The organism is Janibacter terrae, from assembly GCF_039636765.1.
Classification (GTDB): domain Bacteria; phylum Actinomycetota; class Actinomycetes; order Actinomycetales; family Dermatophilaceae; genus Janibacter; species Janibacter terrae.
The window spans coordinates 380,295-405,152 of record NZ_CP144167.1 but is presented as its reverse complement, the minus strand read 5'-3'; the positions used below and the strand labels follow the sequence as shown (position 1 = coordinate 405,152).

Genomic DNA, 24,858 nt, shown 5'->3' with positions numbered 1-24,858 from the left:
GGCCCCGGTCTTCCACCGGTGCCGGGCAGCGGGCAGGATGCAGGGGTGACTTCGATGGAGCAGACCGACCGGATCCGTGAGCGCCGCGACGAGTTCTGGCGCGGCGTCGGCCAGCTGGGCGCGCAGCGCGGTCCCCTGGGCGACGCCGACGAGCCGGCGCTGTGGCCGACCGGTTCCTCTGCCTACCTGCACGTCGTCACCGCGCACTCGGGTGTCGTCGCGACCGACGGCCTCAGCGACCCCTCGGGTGACGAAGGGGAGTCCGCCGCGCCCGGCCTCGGGGTCGAGGTCTACGTCGAGGGCCGCGAGCTGGTCGAGGGGCCCGAGGGCGAAGGGCGGTGGCTCGCCACCGCGCTCGAGGAGGCGGCCGGCGCGATCGCCGGTGCCGGCACCAGCCTGGGTGAGGCGCTCGCCTCCCACGACCTGCTCTCCCTCGAGCTCTCCGCCGGCGACGCGCCCGCCGACTGGGTGGCCGAGGGTCGCCTCGGTGCCCTCGTGGGCGTCGAGCTACCGGGCCGCGGCCAGGCCTTCGACGTCGAGGGCGGGCGGGTCCGGGCGCTGGCGCTGACCCCCCTTCGTCCGTCCGAGCTGGCGGTCGTCACCGCCGAGGGTGCGGCCGGCCGCCGCCGGATCGCCGAGGCGCTCGCCGACGCCGGCTGGTACTCGTACGCCGACAGCACCCGGCCCTCGGTCGCCTGACCCCGCGGTTCGAGGTATCTGCGACGGTCTGTCCGGTCCGAGATACCTCGACCGGAGATACCTCGACTCAGCGGCGGGCGCCGGTCACCGCCCAGGCGTCGCCGCGGACCCGGTAGGCCATGAAGCCACCTCGGATCGCCATGAACGCGGTGAACGCGAGCCACAGGGTGACGACGGCGGCCTCGGGCCCGTGCCCGTCGCCGAGGGTCCTTGCCAACCAGATGACGGGGAGGTAGGCGAGCAGGACGAGGGCCATCGACCCGGCGAGCCAGCGGCCGTCGCCCGCGCCGATGAGCACCCCGTCGACGACGAAGACGTAGCCCGACAGCGGCTGGGCGAGCGCGACGACGAGCAGCCCCGCGGCGATGGCGCCGCGCACCTGCGGGTCGTCGGTGAAGAGCGCGGGGAGCACCCGGTGCAGCGCGGCGAGGACGAGCCCGAGGCCGACCCCGCCCCAGAGGCCCCACCGGACCATGAAGGCGGTGGCGGCGCGCGCCCCCTTCGCGTCACCGCTGCCGAGCGCGGCCCCGGTGAGCGCCTGCCCGGCGATGGCCAGGGCGTCGAGGGCGAAGACGAGCAGCGACCAGACGGTCGTCGTGACCTGGTACGCGGCGAGCGGCACGTCACCGAAGCCGGCCGCGACCCAGACCGTGAGCAGCAGGATCGCGCGCAGCGCGAGCGTGCGGACCAGCAGGGGCGCGCCGTCGAGCGCGGCGTCGACGACCCGCCCGACATGGGGGCGAAGGGAGGCCCCCACGCCTCGTCCCCGGCCCACCACGACCGCGAGCAGCGCCACGGCCATGCCCCACTGGGCGATCACCGTGCCCCACGCGGCGCCGGCGATCCCGAGGCCGACGCCGTGGACGAGCACCACCGACAGCACGGCGTTGGCGCCGAAGCCCGCCGCCGAGGCGACGAGCGGGGTCCGGGTGTCCTGCAGGCCGCGCAGGATGCCGGTCGCCGCGAGCACGAGGAGCATCGCGGGCAGGCCGAGCGCGCTGACGCGCAGGTAGACGACGGCCTGGTCCAGCGCCTGCGGCGACGAGCCGAAGGCACCGGCGAGCGGCCGGGCCCCGAGGCCGACGACCGCCGCGACGACGAGCCCCAGGCCTCCCGCGAGCCAGATCCCGCCGGTGCCGAGCTCGATCGCGCCGCGCGTCGACCCGGCGCCGTACTGCCGCGCGACGACGCTCGTCGTGCCGTACGCGAGGAAGACGAAGACGCCTGCCGCGGTGAGGAGCACGGAGCTCGCGGTGCCGAGCCCGGCGAGCGGGATCACGCCGAGACGACCGACGACCGCGGCGTCGACCATGAGGAAGAGCGGCTCGGCGACGAGCGCGAGGAAGGCCGGCACGGCCAGGGCGAGGACCTCTCGCGGCCCGGCCCGCACCGTCATCGGGGTGCCGGGCTCGGAGGTCATGCCCCCGACCCTAGGTCGCCCCGCCCCGCGAGACTCGGGCCAGGTCGGCTATCGGGGCCACATTGCGGCCATGGGCCGAGTCTCGGGGGAGTGCTCCCCGGTGCCGTGGCCGCCCGCGGTCCGTAGAGTGACCGCGACATCAGGACCACAGGATCGAAGGGGACGTACGTGCCGCCAGCGAGCAGGATCAGCCAGGACCACCTCGAGCGGGCTCGCAGCCTCGTCGCCCTGGTCGACAAGGGCTTCGAGTCCAAGGTCGTCGGCCAGCGTCGGCTGCGCGAGACCCTGCTCATCGGTCTGCTGACGAGCGGCCACGTCCTGCTCGAGTCGGTCCCCGGTCTGGCGAAGACGACCGCGGCGCACGCGCTCGCGACGGCGATCGGCGGGTCGTTCAAGCGCATCCAGTGCACCCCGGACCTGCTGCCGAGCGACATCGTCGGCACCCAGGTGTACGACGCGAGCACGGGCAAGTTCGTCACCCAGCTCGGACCGGTGCACGCCAACTTCGTCCTGCTCGACGAGATCAACCGCAGTTCGGCCAAGACCCAGTCGGCGATGCTCGAGGCGATGCAGGAGCGCCAGACCTCCATCGGCGGCCAGGTCTTCAAGGTGCCGGAGCCCTTCCTCGTCCTCGCGACGCAGAACCCCATCGAGCAGGAGGGCACCTACGTCCTGCCCGAGGCCCAGCTCGACCGGTTCATGCTCAAGGACCTGCTCGACTACCCCAGCCCGGCCGAGGAGGTCGAGGTCGTGCGCCGCATCGACGCCGGCGTCTTCGACCAGCCCGAGCGGGCGATGATCGACATCGCCGACGCTCGCGAACTGCAGCGCCTGGCCGCGTCGGTCTATCTCGACAAGGCGATCCTCGACTACATCACCTTCATCGTCGCGGCGACCCGGACCCCCGGCAAGGTCATGCCACCCGAGCTGGCCCGCTACGTCGAGATCGGGGCCAGCCCGCGCGCCTCGATCGCCTTCGCCAAGGCCGCCCGCGCCTCCGCGCTGCTGCAGGGGCGCGACCACGTCATCCCCGAGGACGTGCGCCACCTGGCCCATCGCGTGCTGCGCCACCGCGTCCTGCTCACCTACGAGGCCACCGCCGACGACGTGCGCGTCGAGACGATCATCGACGCCGTCGTGCGCGCCGTCCGCACCCCCTAGGACGCCATGACGCGTCTCGTCCACAAGGTCAAGGGCAAGCTGTCGATCCACGTCCGGCGACGCTCGGTGGCGCTGCTCGACGGCGGCTACGCCTCGGTCCACAAGGGTCGCTCGATGGACTTCGACGACCTGCGCGCCTATGCCGTCGGCGACGACATCCGCGACATCGACTGGCGGGCGTCGGCCCGCCACGGCTCGATGCTCATCAAGCGGTACGTGGCCGAGCGGCACTTCTCGCTCATCATCGTCATGCCCGCCGGCCGCGAGATGGCCGCGACCGCGGCGGGCGGCGAGCCCAAGCGCGACGTCGCGGTCCTCGCCGCCGGGGTGCTCGGCTGGCTCGCCGTCCGGCACGGCGACGACGTGTCGATGATCAGCGGTGCTCCCGGGCGCATCCACGCCACCCGGGCGCGCAGCTCGGAGGGCCACCTGGAGCTGCTCCTGCAGGAGGCGATGACGCTCTCCCAGGCCGACTCCCCTTCGTCGGACCTGCCGGGGCTGCTGCGGCACATCACCCGCAACGTCAAGGGGCGCAAGGTCGTGCTCGTCATCGCCGACGACGGGGTGGAGCCGGCCGCAGTCGAGGACACCCTCCGCACGCTCCGCCTGCGGCACGAGGTGCTGTGGGTCGACATCGCCGACCTCGACCCGCTGGCCCTCGCCCCCGAGACCCTCGTGCGCGATGTCGCGTCCGACCACCCGCTGCCCGACCTGCTCGCCGCCGACCGCGCGCTCGCCACCGCCTTCCGGCAGGCGGAGAGCACCCGTCGGCACGACGTCGACGCGATGCTGCGGCGCACCGACGTCTCCTCCGCGCGCGCCGGCCACACCGACGAGGTCGTGCCGATGATCGTGCGCATGCTCGAGAAGAGACGCCGTGGACGCTGACCCGATCTACCTCGCGCCCCAGGGCTACGCGGTCACCTGGCCGGTCCTCGGAGGCTTCATCCTCTTCGGCCTGCTGATCTGGGCCGTCGCCATCTGGCTGCTCACCCGCCGCCCGGAGGACCCCGAGCTGCACGGCAGCCTGCCGCCGTCCGCGCTCGCCAAGCTGCGCCGCGACGCGCTCACCCGCATCGACGAGGTCGAGGCCAGGGTGCGGGCCGAGGACATCACGGCACGAAGGGGGCACCACGAGCTGTCGAAGATCGTGCGCGGATTCGTCAGCAGGGCCAGCGGGCTCAAGGCCGAGATCATGACCGCGGCCGACCTGCGCGAGCGCGGCCCCGCCCATCTCGCGGCGCTCATCGAGGAGTACTACCCGCGCCAGTTCGGTGCCGACGAGGCCGACCCGCCGAGCTTCACCCGCTCGGCCGGCGCCGCCCGCGACGTCGTCGGGGGGTGGTCGTGATGGGTCTGACCTGGTGGTGGCTCACCCTGCTCATCGTCCTCGTCCTGCTCGTCGTCGCCGGGCTCGGCTGGTGGCTGGCCGGGCGCGACACAGCGGCCAAGGACGCCGTCCTCGTCGCCCACTCGGCCCGCCTCACCCGCCTGCCGGCCTACCGCGCCGCGATCTCGCGCCAACGGGTGCGCCTCCTCGGCATCGCCGCCGTCATCGGGCTGACCGTCCTGCCCCTGGCCGTCGCCGCCGGTCGCCCCGGCACGACCGAGACCATCGACCCGGAGAAGAACAACCGCGACATCATGCTCTGCCTCGACGTCTCCGGGTCCATGTTCACGACCGACCAGGCGGTGCTCAACGACTTCGCCGAGATCGTCGGCCGCTTCCGCGGGGAGCGGATCGGCCTCGTGCTCTTCAACAACCAGGCGGTGACCGCCTTCCCCCTCACCGACGACTACGAGCTCGTCGAGGAGCAGCTCAAGGGCTACGCCGACGGGTTCAGCCTCTTCGGCGGCGAGGGCGAGTACAACCCGATCGACGGCACCTTCAACCAGAAGATCCTCGCCAGCTCGCTCGTCGGCGACGGTCTCGCCAGCTGCGTGCTCAACTTCGACCACCTCGACCAGGAGCGACCGCGGGCGATCATCCTCGGCACGGACAACGAGGTGCACGGCGACGGCGTGTACTCGCTCGGCGAGGCGACCGACCTGGCCGTCGAGCGCAAGGTGCGCGTCTACGCCCTCAACCCGCAGCCCTACGGCGCCAACCACTCCACGCTGTCCGCGGCGACGGAGCGGACCGGCGGCCGCACGTGGGGGCTCGACCAGGCCGGTGCGACCGAGGAGGTCACGAGCAACATCGAGGAGCTCGAGGCTGCCCGCCTGCCCGACGTCGCACCGGTCCACGTGCGCACCGACCTGCCGACGCTCTGGTTGAGCTTCGGCCTCCTCGGCCTCGTCGTGCTCTACCCGCTCCTGTGGTGGTGGCGCCGATGAGCCTGCACCCCGTCATCCCGTGGCCCCTGGTCGTGGTCGCCGGCCTGCTGCTCGTCGGCTTCACCGGCTGGCGCGTCCTCGCCGACGGGCGTCACCGCCCGCGGTGGGTCCTGCGACTGGTCACCGCCCTCGTCATGGTCCTCGCCCTCCTTGGACCCGCGGTCAGCGGCTCGATCGCGCGGCAGGCCTCCTCGGACGTCAACGTCTTCTTCGTCGTCGACACGACGACCTCGTCGATGGCCCGCGACCACGACGGCGAGCGCACGCGTCTCGAGGGCTACCGCGAGGACATCGCGAAGATCCAGGCGGAGATGCCGGGGGCGCGCTTCTCGATCATCACCTTCGACTACACGGCCCGCGTGGTCATGCCGCTCACGACGGACACCCAGGCGCTGAAGACCGCCGCCGAGAACCTGCGCCCGGAGAACAGCCTGTACTCCGGCGGGTCCTCGATCACGATCGCCCAGGAGCGGTTGCGCACCACCCTGGAGGGCGCCAAGGAGCGCCAGCCGGAGCGCTCGCGCATCGTCTTCTACCTCGGCGACGGCGAGCAGACCGCGGCGCAGGAGCCCGCCCCCTTCGACCTGCCCGACCTCGTCGACGGTGGCGCCGTGCTCGGGTACGGGAGCGACAAGGGCGGCCGCATGGCGACGACGTCCGCGGACGGGACCCCCGGCGAGGACGTCAAGGACGCCCAGGGCAACCCCGGTGTCAGCACGATCGACGAGCAGCGGCTGAAGGAGGTCGCCGACCAGCTCGGCGTGCCCTACACGCACCGCACGGGCGGCGACATCGGGCCGGCCCTGGAGGACGCGGACCCCGGCACGACCGTCGAGGGCGCCGGTGCGGCGATCGAGACGTACACCTCGCTCGTGTGGGTCCTCGCCACGGTGATGTCCCTGCTGCTCCTCGTCGACCTCTTCATCACGACCCGTGAGATCGGCCGACTGCGGAGGGCCACGGCATGAGCACACCCACCGAACCCCGACTGCGACGACGGCGGCGCCTCATCTGGGCGACGGTGCTCCCGGCCATCGTCCTGATCGTCCTCGCGATCCGCTTCCTCACCCTGCCGGTCTTCATCGGGCAGGCCCAGGACGCCCACGGCCGCGACGACGGGCAGGGCATGCGCGACGCCGCCGACAAGCTCGGCGTGCTCAACATCGTCGAGCGGTGGCGCGCCCCCTTCGTCGAGGGCACCGGACGGTCCGTCCAGGGCGACCTCGAAGGGGGTCGTGAGGACCTCGAGCTGGCGCTCTCGCGCACCGACGACCCGCAGGACGACTGCACCGTCCGGACCAACCTCGTGCTGACCGTCTCCGCGCAGGCCGACAAGGCCAAGGAGGCCGGCGACCCGGCGGGCGAGAAGGCCTTCGCGCAGGAGGCGCTGAAGCTCATCGAGGAAGGACCGGAAGGGTGCCTCGACGGGTCCGACGACGGCAACGAGGGCGAGGCGGGCCGCAAGCAGCAGGAGGCCAAGGACAAGCTCGAGGAGCAGACCGGCCAGAAGCAGCCGGACGACGGCGGTGGCGAGGACCCGAAGAAGGGTGAGGACGAGCAGGACGGCTCGGGCGAGGAGGAGGACCCGAAGAAGAAGGAGCTGCAGGAGCGCAACCAGAACGGCCAGCAGGAGTCGGAAGAGAACCGCCGCGACAAGGAGGCCCGCGACAAGGGCAACGACGGGGGCGTCGACAAGCCCTGGTGACCTGAAGTCCCCTACGGCAATGCACTCTCTCGACGTCAAGAAGTTGCATTCCCCTAGGGCAATGCAGGGGGCTGCGGTCAGCGCTCGTCGAGCATGAGGTCGATCGTGTAGTCCTCGGCCCGGTAGGCGTGGTCGCCGAACTCGATGGCGGCGCCGGAGGCGTCGAAGGCCATCCGGGTCATCGTGATCACCGGCTGGCCCGAGCGCATCCCGAGGGAGCGGCGCTCGGCGGCCGTCGGCATCCGGGCCCCGATCGACTGGCGGGCGACGACCGGCTTGACGCCGCGGCGGCGCAGCAGCGCATACAGGCCCTGCTCCTGCAGGTCCTCCCGCGAGATGTCCGCGTGCGCCGGCGGCAGCCAGTTGTGCATGAGGGCGAGCGGCTGGTCGCCGGCGGAGCGCACCCGCACGATCGAGAGCATCTCGGTGTCGGCGTCGAGGTCGAGCGCCGCGGCGGCCCGCTCGTCGGTGCGCAGCTCGATCTCGACGACCTCGGTGCGCGGCTCGCGCCCCTCGGCCTCGAGGTCGTCGTAGAGCGAGGACAGCCGGGCGCGGCGGTGCACCTTGCGGTTGGCGACGGTCGTGCCGAGCCCCCGGCGCCGCACGAGCAGCCCTTGGTCGACCATCTCCTGGATCGCGCGGCGCACGGTGGGGCGGGAGAGGCCCAGCCGTCCGGCGAGGGCGATCTCGTTCTCGAAGGGGTCCCCGGGCTGGAGCCGGCCGTCGTCGATCGCCTCGGTCAGCTGCTCCGCGAGCTGGTGGTACAGCGGGACGGGCGACCCGCGGTCGATGACCACGTCGAGCTGCAGCGCTGGCATGCGGGGAGCATACGCCCAGGACGTCAGCGAGGCATGACGTACATATGTCCTGACAAAGCATTGACAGCAGGACGAAGGGTGGGGAAGAGTTGCGCGCAACCTCGCGCCACGGTGCGCGGCCACCTACGCAAAGGAGCGTCCCCCGCGATGCGGATCGGTCTCATCGGCCTCGGCCGGATCGGTGCCTTCCATGCCGACACCCTGCTCGGCCTCCCGGCCCTGACGAGCCTCGTCATCAGCGACGCCCGGCCGGCGACGGTCGCGCGGGTGGCGGAGGACCTGCGGGTCGGGCACCCGGACGCCACGGTGGAGACCGTGACCCCGGGCGAGCTCCTGGGGGCCGGGCTCGACGGGCTCGTCATCGCGACGGCGACCCCGGGGCACGCCGAGTGGATCCGGGCCGGGATCGCCGCAGGCGTCCCCACCTTCTGCGAGAAGCCGGTCGCGGCCTCGCTCGTGGAGACGATCGAGCTGGCCCGCCTGGAGGCCGACAGCGCCACCCCGGTGCACATCGGGCACCAGCGGCGCCTCGACGCGGGGTTCCGCCGGGCGCGCGAGGCGGTGGCCTCGGGCGAGCTGGGCTTCGTCCACACCATCCGCGCCACGACCCACGACCAGGCCCCGCCGCCGGCGGAGTTCATCCCGACCTCGGGCGGCATCTTCCGCGACTGCGGCGTCCACGACTTCGACGCGATCCGCTTCGTCACCGGGCGCGAGATCGCCTCGGTGTACGCCGTGGGCTCCAACAAGGGCGCGGACTTCTTCGCCGACGCCGGTGACGTCGACACCGGCGCCGCGGTGCTCACCCTCGACGACGACACGATCGTGCTCATGTCGACGACCCGCTACAACGGCGGCGGCCACGACGTGCGCATGGAGGTCATGGGGGAGCTCGGCACGATCGCCGTGGGCCTCGACCACTCGCTGCCGATGTTCAGCGCCGAGGCGGACGTCGACTTCCCCCGCGGCCCCCAGCACTGGTCCTTCATGGACCGCTTCCGCCCCGCGTACCGGACCGAGCTGGCGACCTTCTGCGAGGTGGCCGCCGGTCGCGTGCCGAGCCCCTGCACCATCGCCGACGCCCTCGCGGCGTACCGCACCGCCGAGGCCTGCGAGCTCTCGCGCACGCAGCGCCGCCCCGTCGACCTGACCGAGATCGAAGGACTGTGACGATGACCCAGACCCGCACCCCACTCACCGAGCGCATCGCCGCCGCGCCCATCTCCTGGGGCGTCTGCGAGGTGCCCGGCTGGGGCTGGCAGCACGAGCCGGCGACCGTCCTGGCGCAGATGCGCGAGCTCGGCATCGCCGCGACCGAGTTCGGCCCCGACGGCTTCCTGCCCGACTCGCCGGCCGACAAGGCGGGGACGCTCGCCCGGTACGGGTTGGCCGCCGTCGGCCAGTTCGTCCCCGTCGTCCTGCACGACCCGGGGGTCGACCCCCTTCCCACCGTGGAGACCGCGATGGCGGGCCTCGTCGCCGCCCGGGCCACCACCGTCGTCATCGCCGCCGCCACGGGGGCGGAGGGGTACGACGCCCGGCCCGAGCTCGACGACGCCGGCTGGGCGACGCTGCTGCGCAACCTCGACCGGATCGCGGATGCCGCTGCGGCACAAGGGCTCACGGCCACCCTCCACCCGCACGTCGGCACGATGGTCGAGTCCGGCTGGGAGACCGACCGCGTGCTCGCCGGGTCCCGCATCGGGCTGTGCCTCGACACCGGGCACCTCCTCATCGGCGGCGGCGACCCGGTCCGCGTCGCGCAGGAGCACCCCGAGCGGATCGCCCACGTCCACCTCAAGGACGTCGACCTCGCCTGGGCGCGCAAGGTGCAGGACGGCGCGGCCGGCTACACCGAGGCCGTCGCGGCCGGCATGTACGTGGCCCTCGGACGCGGCGACGTCGACATCGCCGCCATCGTCCGCTCGCTCGAGGGGGCCGGGTACGACGGCTGGTACGTGCTCGAGCAGGACACGGTCCTCGCGGGCGACCCCGCCGACCCCGCTACGGCGAAGGGGGCCGCCGACCCCGTCGCGGACGTCCGGGAGTCGGTCGCGCACCTGACGTCGATCGCGGAGGGGACGCGCTGATGTACGACCTCGTGACGATGGGCCGGACCGGGGTGGACATCTACCCCCTGGACCACGGGGTGCCGCTGGAAGAGGTGCGCACCTTCGAGAAGTTCCTCGGCGGGTCCGCGACCAATGTCGCCGTCGCTGCCGCGCGGTACGGGCTGCGGGCCGCGCTCGTCACCAAGACGGGGGCCGACGCCTTCGGGCGGTACGTGCGCGCCGAGGCCGAGCGGCTCGGTGTCGCGGGCGAGTTCATCACCCCCATCGAGGGTGACGGCCCGCCGACGCCGGTGACCTTCTGCGAGGTGCACCCGCCGGACGACTTCCCGCTGTACTTCTACCGCTGGCCGACCGCGCCGGACCTCATGCTCACCGAGGCCGACCTGCCGCTCGAGGAGATCCGCGGGGCGCGGGTCTTCTGGGCCACCGTCACGGGTCTGTGCGCCGAGCCCTCCCGCGCGGCCCACCACGTCGCCTGGGCGGCACGGGGCCGAGCCCGCCACACCGTGCTCGACCTCGACTACCGGCCGATGTTCTGGTCCACGCCCCAGGAGGCGAGCGCCGAGGTCGGCCGTGCCCTCGAGCACGTGACGATCGCCGTCGGCAACCGTGAGGAGTGCGAGGTCGCCGTCGGCGAGACCGACCCGCACCGCGCCGCCGACGCCCTCCTCGAGCGCGGCCTGGAGCTGGCGGTCGTCAAGCAGGGACCGAAGGGGGTGCTCGCCGCCACCGCCGACGAGCGGGTCGAGGTGCCGCCCTTCCCCGTCGAGGTCGTGAACGGCCTGGGCGCGGGGGACGCCTTCGGCGGGGCGCTCGTCCACGGGCTGCTCGCGGGGAGGGAGCTGCGACGCATCCTCGAGTTCGCCAACGTCGCGGGGGCCCTCGTCGCCTCCCGGCTCGAGTGCAGCACCGCGATGCCGACCACCGCCGAGGTCGAGGACGCCCTCGCCCGACGCACCACCGAGGGAGCGCCCGCATGAGCACGCCGACCTCCGCCACCACCCCCTTCGTCGACGTGGCCGCGATCACCGGCGTCCGTGCCGCCGACCCGGGCGCCGTCGAGCGCGGCTGGGCGGCCCGCACCCGCCGCCCGCTCCTCGCCGACGACGGTCGGATGCTCGTCGTCGCCGCCGACCACCCGGCCCGGGGGGCGCTCGGGGTGCGTGGCGACGCCTTCGCGATGGGCTCCCGATCCGACCTGCTCGCCCGACTGGCGACCGCCCTCTCGCGGCCCGGGATCGACGGCGTGCTCGGCACGCCGGACGTCCTCGACGACCTGCTCCTCATGGGCGCGCTCGAGGGCAAGGTCGTCGTCGGCTCGATGAACCGCGGTGGCCTGCAAGGCTCCTCGTTCGAGCTCGACGACCGCTTCACCGGCTACACGGCGGCCGAGATCGTCGCCCGCGGGCTGGACGGCGGCAAGATGCTCACCCGCATCGCCCTCGACGACCCCGCCACGGCCGCGACGCTCGAGGCGAGCGCCCGGGCGGTCACCGAGCTGGCCGCCGGGCGGACGATGGCCATGGTCGAGCCCTTCTGGTCCGCGCGCCGCGACGGCAAGGTGGTCAACCTGCTCGACCCCGACTCCACGATCAGATCCATCGCGGTCGCCTCCGGGCTGGGCGCGAGCAGCGCGCACACCTGGCTCAAGCTGCCCGTCGTCGACGAGCTGGAGCGGGTCATGGACGCGACGACCCTCCCTTCGCTCCTCCTCGGCGGTGACCCGCAGGGCGACCCGCACGACACGTACGCCGCGTGGGGCCGCTCGCTCGCCCTCCCGCAGGTGCGCGGCCTCGTCGTCGGGCGCGCGCTGCTCTACCCACCGGACGGCGATGTCGCCGGCGCCGTCGACATCGCGGCCGGCCTCGTCCACGGGGGTGCCGCGTGAACCACACCCCCCGCACCGGAGCGGACAACGAGCGCTGGTTCCACCCCTTCGCGCCGAAGGGGGGAGCCTGGGTCGTCGAGATCACCGACGCCGTCGAGGGCTGGCAGCACACCTCGCTGCGCGTCGCCGTGCTCGAGCCGGGCGCCACCCTCGACCACGAGCTCGTCGGCGAGGAGGGCGTCGTCGTGCCCCTCGTGGGCGGGGTCACCGTGACCGCCGGGGGTGCCGAGCACGTGCTCGCAGGGCGCCCCAGCGTCTTCGCCGGGCCGAGCGACACCCTCTACCTGCCGGCCGGGACCGCCCTCACGCTGACCAACCCGGGTGCCGCCCCCGCGCGGATCGCCCTGTGCGGTGCCCGGGTCGACGACCCGACCGGCGGCGGCCGCGAGATCGTGCTCGTGCCGGCCGCGGACGTGCCCGTCGAGCTGCGCGGGGCCGGGGCGTGCAGCCGCGAGGTCCGCGGCTTCGCGATGCCGGGCACGCTGCCCGGTGCGGAGCAGGTCCTCGCCTGCGAGGTCGTCACGCCCGCCGGCGGATGGAGCTCCTACCCGCCGCACAAGCACGACACCGACCGGCCCGGGCAGGAGAGCCGGCTGGAGGAGATCTACTACTTCGAGACGCAGACCGCCGGGGACCAGGCCGCGCCGGTCACCCGGGGCACCGACCGCGCGGACGGCCGCCAGCCCGTCGGGTACCAGCAGGTCTACGGCGCGCAGGGGCGCGACATCGACGTCCTCGTCGAGGTCGCGACCGGCGACACCGTCCTCGTCCCGCACGGCTGGCACGGCCCGGCGATGGCCGCGCCCGACGCGGACCTGTACTACCTCAACGTCATGGCCGGTCCCGGACCCGACCGGGTCTGGCTGATCTGCGACGACCCCGCCCACGGGGCGATCCGGGAGACCTGGGAGGGGCAGCGATGAGCAGCGAGCGTGGGGAGACGGTGCGGCTGACGGTGGCCCAGGCGCTGGTGCGCTTCCTCGGGCACCAGTGGAGCGAGCGGGACGGGCAGCGGCAGCGGCTCGTCGAGGGCTGCCTCGGCATCTTCGGCCACGGCAACGTCGCCGGCGTCGGGCAGGCGCTCCTCCAGGAGGAGCTCGCGGCGGACGGGGAGCCGCCCCTGCCCTACGTGCTGGCGCGCAACGAGCAGGCGATGGTCCACACCGCCGTCGCCTACGCCCGCCAGCGCGACCGGCTGCAGACGTGGGCGTGCACCGCCTCCGTGGGACCCGGCAGCACCAACATGCTCACCGGGGCGGCGCTCGCGACGATCAACCGGCTGCCGGTGCTGCTCCTGCCGAGCTCGACCTTCGCCACCCGCGCGGCCGGCCCGCTGCTGCAGGAGCTCGAGCAGCCGCACGGCGGGGACCTCACGGTCAACGACGCCTTCCGCCCGCTCTCCCGGTTCTACGACGAGGTGCGCCGCCCCGAGCAGCTGCCGAGCATCCTGCTCGCGGCGATGCGGGTGCTCACCGACCCCGTCGAGACGGGTGCGGTGACGATCTCCCTGCCGCAGGACGTGCAGGCCGAGGCGCACGACTGGCCGGTCGAGCTCTTCGCCGACCGCGCTTGGCACATCGCCCGGCCGCCGGCCGAGCCGGCGCGCATCGCCGCCGCCGCCCAGATCATCCGCGGGTCCCGCCGGCCGATGATCGTCGCCGGGGGCGGGGTCCACCACTCGGGGGCGGAGGACGCGCTCGCGGCCCTCTGCGCGGCCACCGGCATCCCCGTGGGCGAGACCCAGTCCGGCAAGGGCTCGCTGCTGCACGGCAACCCGCAGCTGCTCGGCGCCGTCGGCTCCACGGGGACGACCGCGGCCAACGCCGTCGCGGCGCAGGCGGACGTCGTCATCGGCGTCGGCACGCGCTACCAGGACTTCACGACCGCCTCCCGCACGGCCTTCGCGGCGGAGGGGGTCCGGTTCGTCAACCTCAACATCGGCTCCTTCGACGCGGCCAAGCACTCCGGCCTGGGTGTCGTCGGTGATGCCCGCGAGGCCCTCACCGCCCTCGCCGCCGCCCTGGACGGCTGGTCCGTCGACGACGGGTACCGGGAGGAGCAGGCCCGCCTGTGGGCGGACTGGGACGTGCAGGTCGAGGCGAGCCACCACCCTTCGCGCCGGGTCACCGACGCGCTCGCCGAGGGCCGGCTCACCCAGGGCACCGTCCTCGGGCTCGTCAACGAGCTGAGCGACCCACGTGACGTCCTGCTCTGCGCGGCCGGGTCGATGCCCGGTGACCTGCACAAGGCGTGGCGGGTACGCGAGCGGCGGGCGTACCACGTGGAGTACGGCTACTCCTGCATGGGCTACGAGGTGCCCGCGTCCATCGGCATCCGCTGGGCCGACCCGACGCGCGACGTCTTCGCGATGGTCGGCGACGGGGGCTACCTCATGATGCCCACCGAGCTCGTCACCGCCGTCCAGGAGCGGACCAAGGTCATCGTCGTGCTCGTGCAGAACCACGGGTTCCACTCCATCGGGTCGCTCTCGGAGTCGCTGGGGTCCCAGCGCTACGGCACGGCCTACCGGGCGCGGGGTGCGCAGTCGGGTCGGCTCGACGGGGAGGTGCTGCCGGTGGACCTGGCCGCCAACGCCCGATCGCTCGGCTGCCACGTCATCGAGGTGCACGACCGCGAGGGCCTCGCCGCGGCCATCCGCGCGGCCAAGGCCGCGCCGGCCGACGGCGGGCCGGTGGTCATCCACGTCGAGACCGACCCGATGGTCTTCGGCCCGGACTCCGCCAGCTGGTGGGACGTGCCGGTGGCGGAGGTCAGCCACCTGGCGAGCACGCAGGGGGCGCGCACCGGGTACGAGCAGGCCAAGACCGCACAACGAACACATCTCGCACCTGCCGATCTCCGACACCACCCGGACGAGAGCGGCCAGACTCACAGCTGAACGAGGTGCCCGTCCCGGGCACCCCTCCCTCCACGGTCCACCGCAACGGCGCGGCGGACGAGAGAAAGGCAGATCCCATGTCACGCATCACTCGCGTCGGCGTCATGACGACCTCGGCGATGGCTGCGCTCGCGCTCGCCGCCTGCTCCTCCTCGGGGGGCAAGCAGACGGACTCCGGCGGGGACTCCGCCGGCGGCAAGGCCGACACCCCCGAGATGACCGTCGCCCTCGTCACCCACGCCGCCCCCGGGGACACCTTCTGGGACCAGGTGCGGGCCGGCGCGGAGGACGCGGCCAAGAAGGACAACATCAAGCTCGAGTACACCGCCGACCCGGACGGGGCCCGCCAGGCGACCCTCGTGCAGCAGGCGGTCGACAAGAAGGTCGACGGCATCGCCGTCACCCTCGCCAAGCCCGAGGCGATGAAGGGCAATGTCGAGAACGCCGTGGGCGCGGACATCCCCGTGGTCGCCCTCAACGCCGGCATGGAGGACTGGAAGGACATGGGCGTGCTGTCCTTCTTCGGGCAGGACGACGAGCTCGCCGGCGAGGCCGCAGGCGAGCGGCTCACCGAGGAGAAGGCGGGCAAGACCCTCTGCGTCATCCAGGAGCAGGGTCACGTCGGCCTCGAGGCCCGCTGCAAGGGCGTCGCCTCCACGTTCGACAAGTCGGAGAAGATCTACGTCAAGGGCACCGACACGGCCGACGTCCAGTCGACGATCACCGCCAAGCTGCAGGACGACACGGCGATCACCCACGTCCTGACGCTGGGTGCCCCCTTCGCCCTCATCGCCCAGAAGTCGGTGGGCGAGGCCGGCAGCAAGGCCAAGGTCGCGACCTTCGACCTCAACGACGAGGCCCTGCAGCAGATCAAGGACGGCAAGATCGAGTGGGCCGTCGACCAGCAGCCCTACGTCCAGGGCTACATGGCCGTCGACGCGCTGTGGCTGCGCGCCAACAAGGGTGCCTCCGTCGGTGGTGGCCAGCCCACGTTCACCGGGCCCGCCTTCGTCGACGACAAGAACGTCGACCTGCTGCTCAAGAAGTGATCTCATGACCGCGCAGACGTCCACCGCCGAGGTCGACGACCGGGTCGCGGCGAAGGGGAGGATGGGACTCCTCTTCGCCCGGCCCGAGGTCGGCGCACTCATCGGCGCCCTCGCCGTCATGGTCCTCTTCATGGCCGTGGCGCCGTCCTTCCGCAGCCTCGGCAACACCGGCACGATCCTCTACGCGGCCTCGGCCATCGGGATCATGGCCGTCGGGGTCTCGCTGCTCATGGTCGGCGGCGAGTTCGACCTCTCGACCGGTGTCGCCGCGACGAGCTCGGGCATCGTCGCCGCGCTCACCGCGTGGAACTTCGGCGTCAACGTCTGGGTCGGCGTGCTCGTCGCGCTCGTCGTCTCGCTGGCCATCGGCGCCTTCAACGGGTGGCTGCTCATGCGGACGGGGCTGCCGAGCTTCCTCGTCACCCTCGGGACCTTCTTCGTCCTGCAGGGCGCCAACCTCGCCGTGACCCGCCTCGTCGGCGGCACCGTCTCGACGCCGGCGATCTCCGACATGTCCGGGTTCACCTCGGCGCAGTCGGTCTTCGCGTGGAGCGTCCAGGTCGGCCCGGTCAACATCAAGTCGCTCGTCGTCTACTGGGTCGTCATGGTGGTCGTCGGCGCGCTCGTGCTGCAGAAGACCCGCGTCGGCAACTGGATCTTCGCCGTCGGTGGTGACGCGGCCGCGGCCCGGGCCGTCGGCGTCCCGGTCAAGGCGGTGAAGATCGGTCTCTTCATGACGGTCGGGTTCTGCGCGTGGATGCTCGGCATGCACCTGCTCTTCTCCTACAACGTCATGCAGTCCGGAGAGGGCGTCGGCAACGAGTTCATCTACATCATCGCCGCGGTCGTCGGTGGGTGCCTGCTCACGGGTGGCTACGGCTCCGTCGTGGGTGCGGCCCTGGGTGCCCTGATCTTCGGCATGACCCGTCTGGGCATCAACTACGCGGGCTGGAACGTCGACTGGTTCTACACCTTCCTCGGCGTGATGCTCCTGCTCGCGACCCTGGTCAACCTCTACGTGAAGAAGAAGGCGGATGCGCGATGAGCACCGTGACCAGCACCAGGACCGGCCACGCCCGGCCGGAGGGGATCGAGCCGCTCGTCGTCATGAGGGACGTCGGCAAGTCCTACGGCAACGTCCACGCCCTGCGCGGGGTCAACCTCGAGGTCTACCCCGGTGAGGTGACCTGCGTCCTCGGCGACAACGGCGCCGGCAAGTCCACCCTGATCAAGATCATGGCGGGCCTGCACGAGCACACCTCGGGTAGCTTCGAGGTCGACGGCATCAAGCGCCATCTCGCCTCGCCCCGGGCCGCGCAGGCCCTGGGCATCGCGACCGTCTACCAGGACCTGGCCCTGACGCCGCTCATGTCCGTGTGGCGCAACTTCTTCATGGGCAACGAGATCCGCAAGGGGCCCTTCCTCGACGCCCAGCGGATGAGGACGATCGCCGACCAGGAGCTGCAGAAGATGGGCATCCAGATCGGCGACCTCGACCGTCCGGTCGGTGGCCTGTCGGGTGGGCAGAAGCAGTGCATCGCCATCGCCCGGGCGATCTACTTCGGGGCCAAGGTGATCATCCTCGACGAGCCGACCGCCGCGCTCGGAGTCAAGCAGTCGGGAGTGGTGCTGAAGTACATCGCCAAGGCGCGCGACGCCGGCCTCGGCGTCGTCTTCATCACGCACAACCCGCACCACGCCTACCTCGTGGGCAACCACTTCATCATCCTCAAGCTCGGTCGGCTCACCCTCGACGCACCACGCGACGAGCTGACCCTCGACCAGCTGACCGCGGAGATGGCCGGTGGCCAGGAGCTCGCCGAGCTCAAGCACGAGCTCGGCGACGTCGATCCCGACAAGACCGTCGACCCGGCCCACCCGGAGGTGCAGCTGGCCGGGCCCGGCAAGCCGCAGGTCCGGGACGAGGGGTGAGCCCCACGCTGCGTGTCGGGGTGGTCGGCGTCGGGCTCATGGGGGCCGACCACGCCCACCGGCTCGCGGCCCGGATCGCCGGCGCGAGCCTCGCGGCGGTCGCCGACCCGGACGTCGAGCGGGCGGCGGACCTCGCCGAGGAGCTCGGCGGTGTCACGGTCCACGCCGACCCCCTCGACCTCGTCGCGGCCGACGACGTGGACGCGGTGCTGCTCGCCTCTCCGGGGGCCGTGCACGAGGAGCAGCTGCTCGCCTGCATCGGGCGCGGGCTGCCGGTGCTCTGCGAGAAGCCGCTGACGATGGACAGCGCGTCCTCGCTGCGGGTCATCGAGGCCGAGCGGGCCGGCGGCCGACCGCTCGTCCAGGTGGGGTTCATGAGGCGCTTCGACCCGGAGTACGCGCACCTGAAGGCCGTGCTCGACTCCGGCCGGATGGGTCGCACGCTTCTGCTGCACCAGACGCACCGCAACCTCAGCGTGCCCAACCCCGACTTCCGCTCCGAGATGATCGTGCGTGACAGCCTCGTCCACGAGGTCGACTGCGCCCGGTGGCTGCTCGGCGAGGAGATCGTCTCGATCCAGGTGCTCGGCCCGAGGCCGACGCGCCACGCGCTCGCCGGGGTGCTCGACCCGCAGGTCGCGATCTTCCAGATGGCCTCGGGGGCCGTGGTGACCAACGAGGTCTTCGTCAACAGCCGGACCGGCTACGAGGTGCGGGTCGAGGCCGTCGGCGAGGACGGCAGCGCCGTCATCGGACGTCCCTCCAGCGGCGTCTACACGACCTCCTCGGACCCGGACGGCGGCGCCGGCGCGTGGGGCGGCCCGATCGACCCCGACTACCGGGTGCGCTTCGAGCGGGCCTACGACCTCGAGGTCCAGGCCTGGGTCGATGCCTGCCGTCGTGGCGAGCGGGTCGGTCCGACGAGCTGGGACGGCTACGCCTCGACGGTCGTGTGCACCGCCGGCATGGAGTCCCTGACGAGCGGGCGGGCCGTCGACGTCGAGCTGGGCGCGGGTTAGGCGCCCTCGCGGCTCGTCCGCGAGAGGACCTCGAGCAGCACCTGCGCGCCGCGGGTCGGGTCGTTGCGCCAGGTCACGTGCAGCGGCAGCCGCGCCGGACGACGAAGGGGGGCCCACGCCAGGCTGGCAGGGGCCTCCCGGGCGTAGTCGATGGGCACGAGCGCGAAGGCCTGCCCGTCGGTCAGCAGGTACGAGTAGGACCCGGAGAACCGGGTCGTCGACTCGACGACCCGGGGGTGGGCGCCGTTGGCGTCGCAGGCCCGCAGGACGAGGTCGTAGTACGCGGGGTTCTGCTCCCGCGGCCAGATGAGCAGCCGCAGGTCCTCGAGCGCACCGAGGTCGGCGGGCTCGCCCGCGGGGAGGCGGCCCCGGGCGGCGAGCACGCACAGCTCGTCCGCGCCGAGCGTCGCGCGCTTCGTGCCGGCCACCCGGTCGACGAGGTGCCCGATACCGACCTCGGCCTCGCCGGCGGTCAGGGCGGCCGAGACCCCGCCGGTGAGCACCTCGACGACCTCCACGAGGGGGCCGTCGTCGAGCGCGCCGACCGCCCGCAGGGCCTGCGGCACGACGCGGTTGACCAGGCTGGGGGACGCGGCGAGGCGCACGACCTCGCGCGTCGCGGAGACCCGGTCGACGGCCGAATCGAAGCGGTGCGCGGCGTCGAGGACCTCCTGCGCCGCGGGCAGCAGCTCCCGGCCCGCAGGGGTGAGCGTCGTCCCGGCGCGCGAGCGCTCGAAGAGCCGGACGCCGAGGGTGCGCTCGAGGCCGCGGATCTCCCCGCTGACCGTCGGCTGGGCCAACCCCAGGGCGTCGGCGGCGCGCCCGAAGTGCCCGGTCCGCGCGAGCGTCGCGAAGACCGTCAGCCGACGGAGCGTGAACTGCATAGGCGCCAGCCTATGACGCGATACCGACGTGGGTCTGGTTCACCGGGGCAGGTCTTCCTACCGTGGGAGGCAGACCCCCTTCGTCCTCATCGTCAGGAGAGCCATGACCCCCTTCGTCCGCGTCGCCGCCGAGGTGCAGGAGGCCGTCTCCGCCGGCGCACCCGTCGTCGCCCTCGAGTCCACGATCTTCACCCACGGACTGCCCCGCCCGCGCAATGTCGAGGTCGCCGAGGAGGCCGAGCAGATCGTCCGTGACGCGGGCGCCGTACCGGCCACCATCGGTGTCGTCCACGGCGAGCCGGTGGTCGGCCTGACCCGTGACGAGATCGTCGAGCTCAGCCAGGACGACGACGTGCTCAAGTCCGGCATCCGCGAGCTGCCGATCGGCGCGGTCAACGGCAAGAACGCCGGCACGACCATCGCCGCGACCTCCCTCCTGGCCCACCGTGCGGGCGTCAAGGTCTTCGCGACCGGCGGCCTCGGTGGCGTGCACCACGGTGCGTCGACCAACTTCGACGAGTCCGCCGACCTGCTCGCTCTCGCGCTCAACCCGATCGTGCTCGTCAGCTCCGGCGCCAAGGCGGTCCTCGACGTCCACGCGACCCTCGAGCGCTTCGAGAGCCTGAGCGTGCCGATCGTCGGCTACCGCACCAACGCCTACCCCGGCTTCTACTCGAGCGAGTCCGGGTTCCCCGTGCCGCACCGCATCGAGACCCCGCAGGATGCCGCGAAGATCTACGCGACCCAGCGCGCCCTCGACCTGACGACCGCCCTCCTCGTCGCCAACCCCGTCCCGGCCGACGAGCAGCTCGACCCCGCGCTGCTCGACGGCGTCATCGAGAAGGCCTGGGCCGCGCTCGACGAGCAGGGCATCTCCGGCCAGCAGGTCACCCCCTTCCTCCTCGACTTCATCCGCCGCGAGACGGGTGACGCGAGCCTCGACGCCAATGTCGCGCTCTACCGCAACAACGTCCGGCTCGCGTCCGAGATCGCCGTCGCGCTGACGCAGGGCTGACCGGCCGTGCTGGGCGTCATCGGCGACGTCGTGCAGGACGTCGTGGTGTGGATGCAGGAGCCGCTGCGCCACGCCACGGACACCCTCTCCGAGATCACCACGCGGCGCGGCGGGTCGGCGGCGAATGTCGCCGCCTTCGCCGGGCCGCGGCACCCGACGCGGTTCATCGGACGGGTCGGCGACGACCTCGGCGGTGACGCCGTGCGCCGCGAGCTCCAGGAGCGCGGGGTCGACGTGCGCCTCCAGGTCGGCGAGATCACCGGCATGATCGTGGTGCTCATCGACGACCGCGGCGAGCGGATGATGTTTCCCTCCCGCGGCGAGTCGGCCCGCATCGCTCCCGTCGACGACGCCTGGCTCGAGGGCGTGGAGATCCTGCACCTCACCGGCTACTCGCTGGCGAGCGATCCCTCCGCGTCGAGCGTCCTCGACGCGGCCCGGCGGGTGCGCGCGGCCGGTGGCCGCATCTCGATCGACCTGTCGTCCACGGGGATGATCGAGCTCCACGGGCGGGACGCCTTCGCCGACCTCGTCCGCGACCTCGCGCCGGACTTCATCTCGGCCAACGAGGACGAGACCGCCCTCCTGCAGCTCGTCGAGGGGGACGGCGCGGGTCCGCTCGCCCGCGACCTGCCGGACACCGTCGTCCTGGCCCGCGCCGGCCAGGACCCGACCCGCATCATCCGCGGCCCCGAGGTCGTCGCGACCGTCCCCGTCGAGCCCGTCGACGGCGTCCGTGACATGACCGGCGCCGGCGACGCCTTCAACGCCGGGTTCCTCACCGCCGTGCTCCGCGGGGCAGGCCTGGAGGAGGCGGTCGAGTCCGGCCACGCCCTGTCCCGGCGCGTGCTCGCCCACCCGGGGGCGAGCGAGGGCCCGGAGTCCCTCCCCGCATGACCACCATGCCGCCCGACGTCCGCCCCACGACGACCGTGAGCGGTGTGGTGGGGCTCATGGCCGCGCTGCTGTCGGCGATCTTCGCCTTCCAGCTCAGCGCGTCGATGCTCTCGCCCGTCCTCGCGACGATGGAGCGCGAGCTCGGGGCGACGTCGGCCGAGGTCGGCCTGACCCAGACGGCCTTCTTCGCGTCGGCGGCGCTCTTCTCCCTCTTCCTGCCGCGCTGGGGCGACCTCGTCGGGCGCAAACGGCTGATGCTCGGCATGCTCGCCGTGACCACCGTCGGCGCCGTCGTCTCCGCGCTCGCCCCGACGGTGGGGGCGCTCGGCGTCGGCCGGGTGGTGCAGGGGATCTCCGGGCCGATCGTGCCCATGGCCCTGATCATGTTGCGCGTGCAGGTGCCGGACGGACGGCGGTACGCCCGGCTGATGGCGGTGCTCACCGCGGTCAACGGCGGCATCGCCGGCGTCGACGCGCTCGCCGGCGGGTGGCTCGCGGCGACCTGGGGCTTCCGCTCGGTCTTCTGGGTCATGGCCGTCATGGGCGTCCTGGCCCTCGTGGCGATCGCGCTGGGGACGCGCGAGTCCCGCTCGGAGCGCTCGGTGCCCATGGACTGGAAGGGGGTCACCGCCCTCGTCATCGTCCTGGCGGCGCTGTACTTCGCCCTCGACGAGGCGGGCAAGGTCGCCGACGCGAGCTGGCTCCTCGTCATCGGCCTGACCGGGGTCGCGGCGGTCGCCTTCGCCGTCTTCTGGCAGCTCGAGCAGCGGGTCGCGCACCCGCTCGTCACGACACGCTACCTGCGGCAACGGCGCACCTGGGCGCTGCTCGGGACGACCCTGCTCACGATGTCCGGCGTCTTCGCGGTGATGAACGGCCTGCTGCCCAACATCGCCCAGGACCCCGACGGCGGGATCGCCCTCGGGGCGGACGAGGTGTCCTGGTGGACGCTCACGCCGTATGCGCTCGCGGGCTTCGTCATGGGGCCGGTCGCCGGGCAGCTCGCCGCGCGGTTCGGATACGCGCGGGTGCTGCGCGTCGGGCTCGGCGTCAGCATCGGGGCGCTCGTCGGGACGGCGCTCCTCGCGGAGTCGTTGACGCCGGCGCTGCTCCTGGCGGTCTTCGTCCTCGTCGGCATCAGCTATGCGGGCACGTGCAACATCATGCTCAACGGCCTCGGTGTCGTGCTCAGCCCCAAGGACAACCAGGGGTACCTGCCGGGGATGAACTCCGGTGCCTTCAACCTCGGCGCCGGGTTGAGCTTCGCGCTCCTCTTCGGGATCGACACCGCGGTGGGCTCGGCAGCGGGCGCAGGGGCCGGGTACCGCGCCGGCATCCTCACGGGTGCGGTGCTCCTCGTCCTCGCGCTCGCGCTGTCCTTCCTCATCCCCCGGCCCGACGAGGAGTCGCACCACGGGGGGTGACGTGCCGGGGTTGTCTTGTTAGCATGTCAGGACAAATACCCCGCTTTGCCCAAAGGAGGGCACAGATGAGCGTCTCCACCCGCACCGCTCCCGGCCGCATCACCCACCTCGTCGGTCACTCGTCGTGGGAGGGGGAGGCCGCGCGCACGTCGGAGGTCTTCAACCCCGCGACGGGCGAGGTCACGGGGGCGCTCGACCTCGCGAGCGCCGACGTCGTCGACGAGGTCGTGGCCCGGGCGAAGGGGGCGTGGCAGGAGTGGCGGCACGTCTCGCTGGCCCGCCGGGTCCGGGTGCTCTTCGCCTTCCGCCAGCTGCTCGAGCAGCACAAGGACGAGATCGCGCGGGCCATCACCGCGGAGCACGGGAAGACCTACGAGGACGCCAAGGCGGAGATCTCCCGCGGCCAGGAGGTCGTCGAGTTCGCCTGCGGGATCCCGCACCTGCTCAAGGGCGGGTTCTCGGAGAACGTCTCGACCGACATCGACGCCTACTCGATCCTGCAGCCGCTCGGTGTCGTCGGGATCATCTCGCCTTTCAACTTCCCGGCGATGGTGCCGTTGTGGTTCGTGCCCGTCGCCGTGGCGACGGGCAACGCCGTCGTCATCAAGCCGAGCGAGAAGGACCCGACCGCCGTCAACCTCATCGCCGACCTGTGGCGCGAGGCCGGCCTGCCCGACGGCGTGATGAATGTCGTCCACGGCGACAAGGAGGCCGTCGACGCGCTGCTCGACCACCCGGACGTCAAGGCGATCTCCTTCGTCGGGTCGACCCCGATCGCGCGCTACGTCTACGAGCGCGGGGTCGCGACAGGCAAGCGCGTCCAGGCGCTCGGCGGGGCGAAGAACCACATGCTCGTCCTGCCCGACGCCGACCTCGACCTCGCGGCCGACGCGGCGGTCTCGGCGGGCTACGGCGCGGCCGGCGAGCGGTGCATGGCGATCTCCGTCGTCCTCGCGAGCGACGTGATCGCGGACGAGCTCGTCGCCAAGATCGCCGAGCGCACCCGCACGTTGCGCACGGGCGACGGCATGAGCGAGGCCGACATGGGCCCGCTCGTCACCCGCGCCCACCTCGACAAGGTGACGGGCTACGTGGAGGCCGGCGTCACCGCGGGTGCCGAGCTGGTTATCGACGGGCGCGAGGGCGCCGACGAGCTGGGCTCGGGCTTCTTCCTGGCGCCGACGCTCTTCGACCGGGTCATGCCGGACATGACGATCTACACCGACGAGATCTTCGGGCCGGTCCTCTCGGTCGTGCGCGTCGGCTCGTACGACGAGGGGCTGCAGCTGATCAACGACAACCCGTACGGCAACGGGACGACGATCTTCACCAACGACGGCGGGGCCGCGCGGCGCTTCCAGCACGAGGTCGAGGTCGGGATGGTCGGCATCAACGTGCCGATCCCCACACCCATGGCGTACTACTCCTTCGGCGGGTGGAAGAACAGCCTCTTCGGCGACACCCACGCCCACGGCATCGAGGGCGTGCACTTCTTCACCCGGACCAAGGCGGTCACCCAGCGGTGGCTCGACCCGAGCCACGGTGGGCTCAACCTGGGGTTCCCGCAGAACGACTGATGACCGGCGGCGGCACGCTCTGTGCTCCCCGCCGGACTTCGCCCCTGACTCGTCCTGTGAAT

At 72.6% G+C, this 24,858-nt stretch carries 24 protein-coding genes; 21 read left to right on the top strand and 3 right to left on the bottom strand.

What is annotated here, in order from left to right; genetic code table 11:
* Positions 1–54: 54 nt before the first annotated feature.
* Positions 55–699, top strand: coding sequence for a hypothetical protein (locus V3C34_RS02045; protein WP_346007940.1), 645 nt, complete (start codon positions 55–57; stop codon positions 697–699).
* A 67-nt stretch (positions 700–766) separates the two neighbouring features.
* Here the strand turns inward: V3C34_RS02045 and V3C34_RS02040 are convergent, their stop codons facing one another.
* Positions 767–2,119 (bottom strand): MATE family efflux transporter, encoded by a 1,353-nt coding sequence (locus tag V3C34_RS02040; protein WP_346007939.1) that lies wholly within the window; start codon positions 2,117–2,119, stop codon positions 767–769.
* 168 nt (positions 2,120–2,287) lie between these two features.
* On the opposite strand from V3C34_RS02040, the gene V3C34_RS02035 reads away from it, so the two are divergent.
* The 6 genes from V3C34_RS02035 to V3C34_RS02010 are packed head-to-tail and all read left to right on the top strand — an operon-like array spanning position 2,288 to position 7,322.
* Complete coding sequence (locus tag V3C34_RS02035; protein WP_068327766.1) at positions 2,288–3,280, top strand: AAA family ATPase; 993 nt, start codon at positions 2,288–2,290, stop codon at positions 3,278–3,280.
* Positions 3,281–3,286: 6 nt separating this feature from the next.
* Positions 3,287–4,168 carry a DUF58 domain-containing protein gene (locus V3C34_RS02030; RefSeq protein WP_068327769.1) on the top strand — a complete coding sequence of 294 codons (882 nt, stop codon included), beginning with the start codon at positions 3,287–3,289 and terminating at the stop codon, positions 4,166–4,168.
* On the top strand, positions 4,158–4,631 hold the full coding sequence (locus V3C34_RS02025; protein ID WP_346007938.1) for a hypothetical protein: 474 nt from the start codon (positions 4,158–4,160) through the stop codon (positions 4,629–4,631). Before V3C34_RS02030 ends, V3C34_RS02025 begins: the two co-directional genes overlap by 11 nt.
* Positions 4,631–5,617 carry a VWA domain-containing protein gene (locus V3C34_RS02020; protein ID WP_170307643.1) on the top strand — a complete coding sequence of 329 codons (987 nt, stop codon included), beginning with the start codon at positions 4,631–4,633 and terminating at the stop codon, positions 5,615–5,617. The genes V3C34_RS02025 and V3C34_RS02020 overlap by 1 nt, the downstream gene beginning before the upstream one ends.
* On the top strand, positions 5,614–6,585 hold the full coding sequence (locus V3C34_RS02015) for a vWA domain-containing protein (protein ID WP_082817270.1): 972 nt from the start codon (positions 5,614–5,616) through the stop codon (positions 6,583–6,585). The genes V3C34_RS02020 and V3C34_RS02015 overlap by 4 nt, the downstream gene beginning before the upstream one ends.
* Positions 6,582–7,322, top strand: coding sequence for a hypothetical protein (locus tag V3C34_RS02010; protein WP_338539119.1), 741 nt, complete (start codon positions 6,582–6,584; stop codon positions 7,320–7,322). Before V3C34_RS02015 ends, V3C34_RS02010 begins: the two co-directional genes overlap by 4 nt.
* A gap of 77 nt (positions 7,323–7,399) precedes the next feature.
* Here V3C34_RS02010 and V3C34_RS02005 read toward each other — a convergent pair whose 3' ends face one another.
* The gene (locus V3C34_RS02005) at positions 7,400–8,140 is read right to left on the bottom strand and encodes a GntR family transcriptional regulator (RefSeq protein ID WP_068425932.1); all 741 of its coding nucleotides are present in this window, start codon (positions 8,138–8,140) and stop codon (positions 7,400–7,402) included.
* Between the two features lie 147 nt (positions 8,141–8,287).
* Between V3C34_RS02005 and V3C34_RS02000 the strand changes: the two genes are divergently transcribed.
* From V3C34_RS02000 to V3C34_RS01955, 10 genes are all read left to right on the top strand, one after another.
* On the top strand, positions 8,288–9,310 hold the full coding sequence (locus V3C34_RS02000) for a Gfo/Idh/MocA family protein (protein WP_346007937.1): 1,023 nt from the start codon (positions 8,288–8,290) through the stop codon (positions 9,308–9,310).
* 2 nt (positions 9,311–9,312) lie between these two features.
* Positions 9,313–10,230 (top strand): TIM barrel protein, encoded by a 918-nt coding sequence (locus V3C34_RS01995; RefSeq protein ID WP_346007936.1) that lies wholly within the window; start codon positions 9,313–9,315, stop codon positions 10,228–10,230.
* Positions 10,230–11,192, top strand: a complete 963-nt coding sequence (gene iolC / locus V3C34_RS01990) for a 5-dehydro-2-deoxygluconokinase (protein WP_346007935.1) — start codon at positions 10,230–10,232, stop codon at positions 11,190–11,192. The genes V3C34_RS01995 and iolC overlap by 1 nt, the downstream gene beginning before the upstream one ends.
* Positions 11,189–12,100: a Cgl0159 family (beta/alpha)8-fold protein gene (locus V3C34_RS01985; protein WP_346007934.1), complete on the top strand. Its 912-nt coding sequence runs from the start codon at positions 11,189–11,191 to the stop codon at positions 12,098–12,100. The genes iolC and V3C34_RS01985 overlap by 4 nt, the downstream gene beginning before the upstream one ends.
* On the top strand, positions 12,097–13,023 hold the full coding sequence (iolB, locus tag V3C34_RS01980; RefSeq protein ID WP_068327800.1) for a 5-deoxy-glucuronate isomerase: 927 nt from the start codon (positions 12,097–12,099) through the stop codon (positions 13,021–13,023). The genes V3C34_RS01985 and iolB overlap by 4 nt, the downstream gene beginning before the upstream one ends.
* A complete protein-coding gene (gene iolD, locus V3C34_RS01975) occupies positions 13,020–14,999 on the top strand; it encodes a 3D-(3,5/4)-trihydroxycyclohexane-1,2-dione acylhydrolase (decyclizing) (RefSeq protein WP_346007933.1) in 1,980 nt (659 codons plus the stop codon). Before iolB ends, iolD begins: the two co-directional genes overlap by 4 nt.
* A 77-nt stretch (positions 15,000–15,076) precedes the next feature.
* Complete coding sequence (locus tag V3C34_RS01970) at positions 15,077–16,048, top strand: substrate-binding domain-containing protein (protein ID WP_068425954.1); 972 nt, start codon at positions 15,077–15,079, stop codon at positions 16,046–16,048.
* Between the two features lie 4 nt (positions 16,049–16,052).
* Positions 16,053–17,093 carry an ABC transporter permease gene (locus V3C34_RS01965; protein ID WP_346007932.1) on the top strand — a complete coding sequence of 347 codons (1,041 nt, stop codon included), beginning with the start codon at positions 16,053–16,055 and terminating at the stop codon, positions 17,091–17,093.
* Entirely contained in the window at positions 17,090–17,980 is an 891-nt protein-coding gene (locus tag V3C34_RS01960) for an ATP-binding cassette domain-containing protein (RefSeq protein ID WP_068327809.1), read from the top strand. Before V3C34_RS01965 ends, V3C34_RS01960 begins: the two co-directional genes overlap by 4 nt.
* Entirely contained in the window at positions 17,977–18,999 is a 1,023-nt protein-coding gene (locus V3C34_RS01955; protein WP_346007931.1) for a Gfo/Idh/MocA family oxidoreductase, read from the top strand. The genes V3C34_RS01960 and V3C34_RS01955 overlap by 4 nt, the downstream gene beginning before the upstream one ends.
* Here V3C34_RS01955 and V3C34_RS01950 read toward each other — a convergent pair.
* A complete protein-coding gene (locus V3C34_RS01950; protein WP_346007930.1) occupies positions 18,996–19,883 on the bottom strand; it encodes a LysR family transcriptional regulator in 888 nt (295 codons plus the stop codon). The two genes, V3C34_RS01955 and V3C34_RS01950, sit on opposite strands and share 4 nt — an antisense overlap.
* A gap of 103 nt (positions 19,884–19,986) precedes the next feature.
* Here V3C34_RS01950 and V3C34_RS01945 point away from each other — a divergent pair, with 103 nt between their 5' ends.
* The 4 genes from V3C34_RS01945 to V3C34_RS01930 all read left to right on the top strand — a co-directional run bounded on the left by V3C34_RS01945 (position 19,987) and on the right by V3C34_RS01930 (position 24,796).
* The gene (locus V3C34_RS01945) at positions 19,987–20,898 is read left to right on the top strand and encodes a pseudouridine-5'-phosphate glycosidase (protein WP_068425964.1); all 912 of its coding nucleotides are present in this window, start codon (positions 19,987–19,989) and stop codon (positions 20,896–20,898) included.
* Positions 20,899–20,904: 6 nt separating this feature from the next.
* Positions 20,905–21,795: a carbohydrate kinase family protein gene (locus tag V3C34_RS01940; RefSeq protein WP_346007929.1), complete on the top strand. Its 891-nt coding sequence runs from the start codon at positions 20,905–20,907 to the stop codon at positions 21,793–21,795.
* Positions 21,792–23,219: an MFS transporter gene (locus tag V3C34_RS01935; protein WP_346007928.1), complete on the top strand. Its 1,428-nt coding sequence runs from the start codon at positions 21,792–21,794 to the stop codon at positions 23,217–23,219. The genes V3C34_RS01940 and V3C34_RS01935 overlap by 4 nt, the downstream gene beginning before the upstream one ends.
* A gap of 65 nt (positions 23,220–23,284) precedes the next feature.
* Positions 23,285–24,796 (top strand): CoA-acylating methylmalonate-semialdehyde dehydrogenase, encoded by a 1,512-nt coding sequence (locus tag V3C34_RS01930; RefSeq protein WP_346007927.1) that lies wholly within the window; start codon positions 23,285–23,287, stop codon positions 24,794–24,796.
* Positions 24,797–24,858: the final 62 nt, after the last annotated feature.

Coding starts and splice junctions, on each gene's coding strand:
- V3C34_RS02045 (WP_346007940.1), top strand. CDS start 55: ATGGAGCAGACCGACCGGATCCGTGAGCGCCGCGACGAGTTCTGGCGC.
- V3C34_RS02040 (WP_346007939.1), bottom strand. CDS start 2,119: ATGACCTCCGAGCCCGGCACCCCGATGACGGTGCGGGCCGGGCCGCGA.
- V3C34_RS02030 (WP_068327769.1), top strand. CDS start 3,287: ATGACGCGTCTCGTCCACAAGGTCAAGGGCAAGCTGTCGATCCACGTC.
- V3C34_RS02020 (WP_170307643.1), top strand. CDS start 4,631: ATGGGTCTGACCTGGTGGTGGCTCACCCTGCTCATCGTCCTCGTCCTG.
- V3C34_RS02015 (WP_082817270.1), top strand. CDS start 5,614: ATGAGCCTGCACCCCGTCATCCCGTGGCCCCTGGTCGTGGTCGCCGGC.
- V3C34_RS02010 (WP_338539119.1), top strand. CDS start 6,582: ATGAGCACACCCACCGAACCCCGACTGCGACGACGGCGGCGCCTCATC.
- V3C34_RS02005 (WP_068425932.1), bottom strand. CDS start 8,140: ATGCCAGCGCTGCAGCTCGACGTGGTCATCGACCGCGGGTCGCCCGTC.
- V3C34_RS02000 (WP_346007937.1), top strand. CDS start 8,288: ATGCGGATCGGTCTCATCGGCCTCGGCCGGATCGGTGCCTTCCATGCC.
- V3C34_RS01995 (WP_346007936.1), top strand. CDS start 9,313: ATGACCCAGACCCGCACCCCACTCACCGAGCGCATCGCCGCCGCGCCC.
- iolC (WP_346007935.1), top strand. CDS start 10,230: ATGTACGACCTCGTGACGATGGGCCGGACCGGGGTGGACATCTACCCC.
- V3C34_RS01985 (WP_346007934.1), top strand. CDS start 11,189: ATGAGCACGCCGACCTCCGCCACCACCCCCTTCGTCGACGTGGCCGCG.
- iolD (WP_346007933.1), top strand. CDS start 13,020: ATGAGCAGCGAGCGTGGGGAGACGGTGCGGCTGACGGTGGCCCAGGCG.
- V3C34_RS01970 (WP_068425954.1), top strand. CDS start 15,077: ATGTCACGCATCACTCGCGTCGGCGTCATGACGACCTCGGCGATGGCT.
- V3C34_RS01965 (WP_346007932.1), top strand. CDS start 16,053: ATGACCGCGCAGACGTCCACCGCCGAGGTCGACGACCGGGTCGCGGCG.
- V3C34_RS01960 (WP_068327809.1), top strand. CDS start 17,090: ATGAGCACCGTGACCAGCACCAGGACCGGCCACGCCCGGCCGGAGGGG.
- V3C34_RS01950 (WP_346007930.1), bottom strand. CDS start 19,883: ATGCAGTTCACGCTCCGTCGGCTGACGGTCTTCGCGACGCTCGCGCGG.
- V3C34_RS01945 (WP_068425964.1), top strand. CDS start 19,987: ATGACCCCCTTCGTCCGCGTCGCCGCCGAGGTGCAGGAGGCCGTCTCC.
- V3C34_RS01935 (WP_346007928.1), top strand. CDS start 21,792: ATGACCACCATGCCGCCCGACGTCCGCCCCACGACGACCGTGAGCGGT.
- V3C34_RS01930 (WP_346007927.1), top strand. CDS start 23,285: ATGAGCGTCTCCACCCGCACCGCTCCCGGCCGCATCACCCACCTCGTC.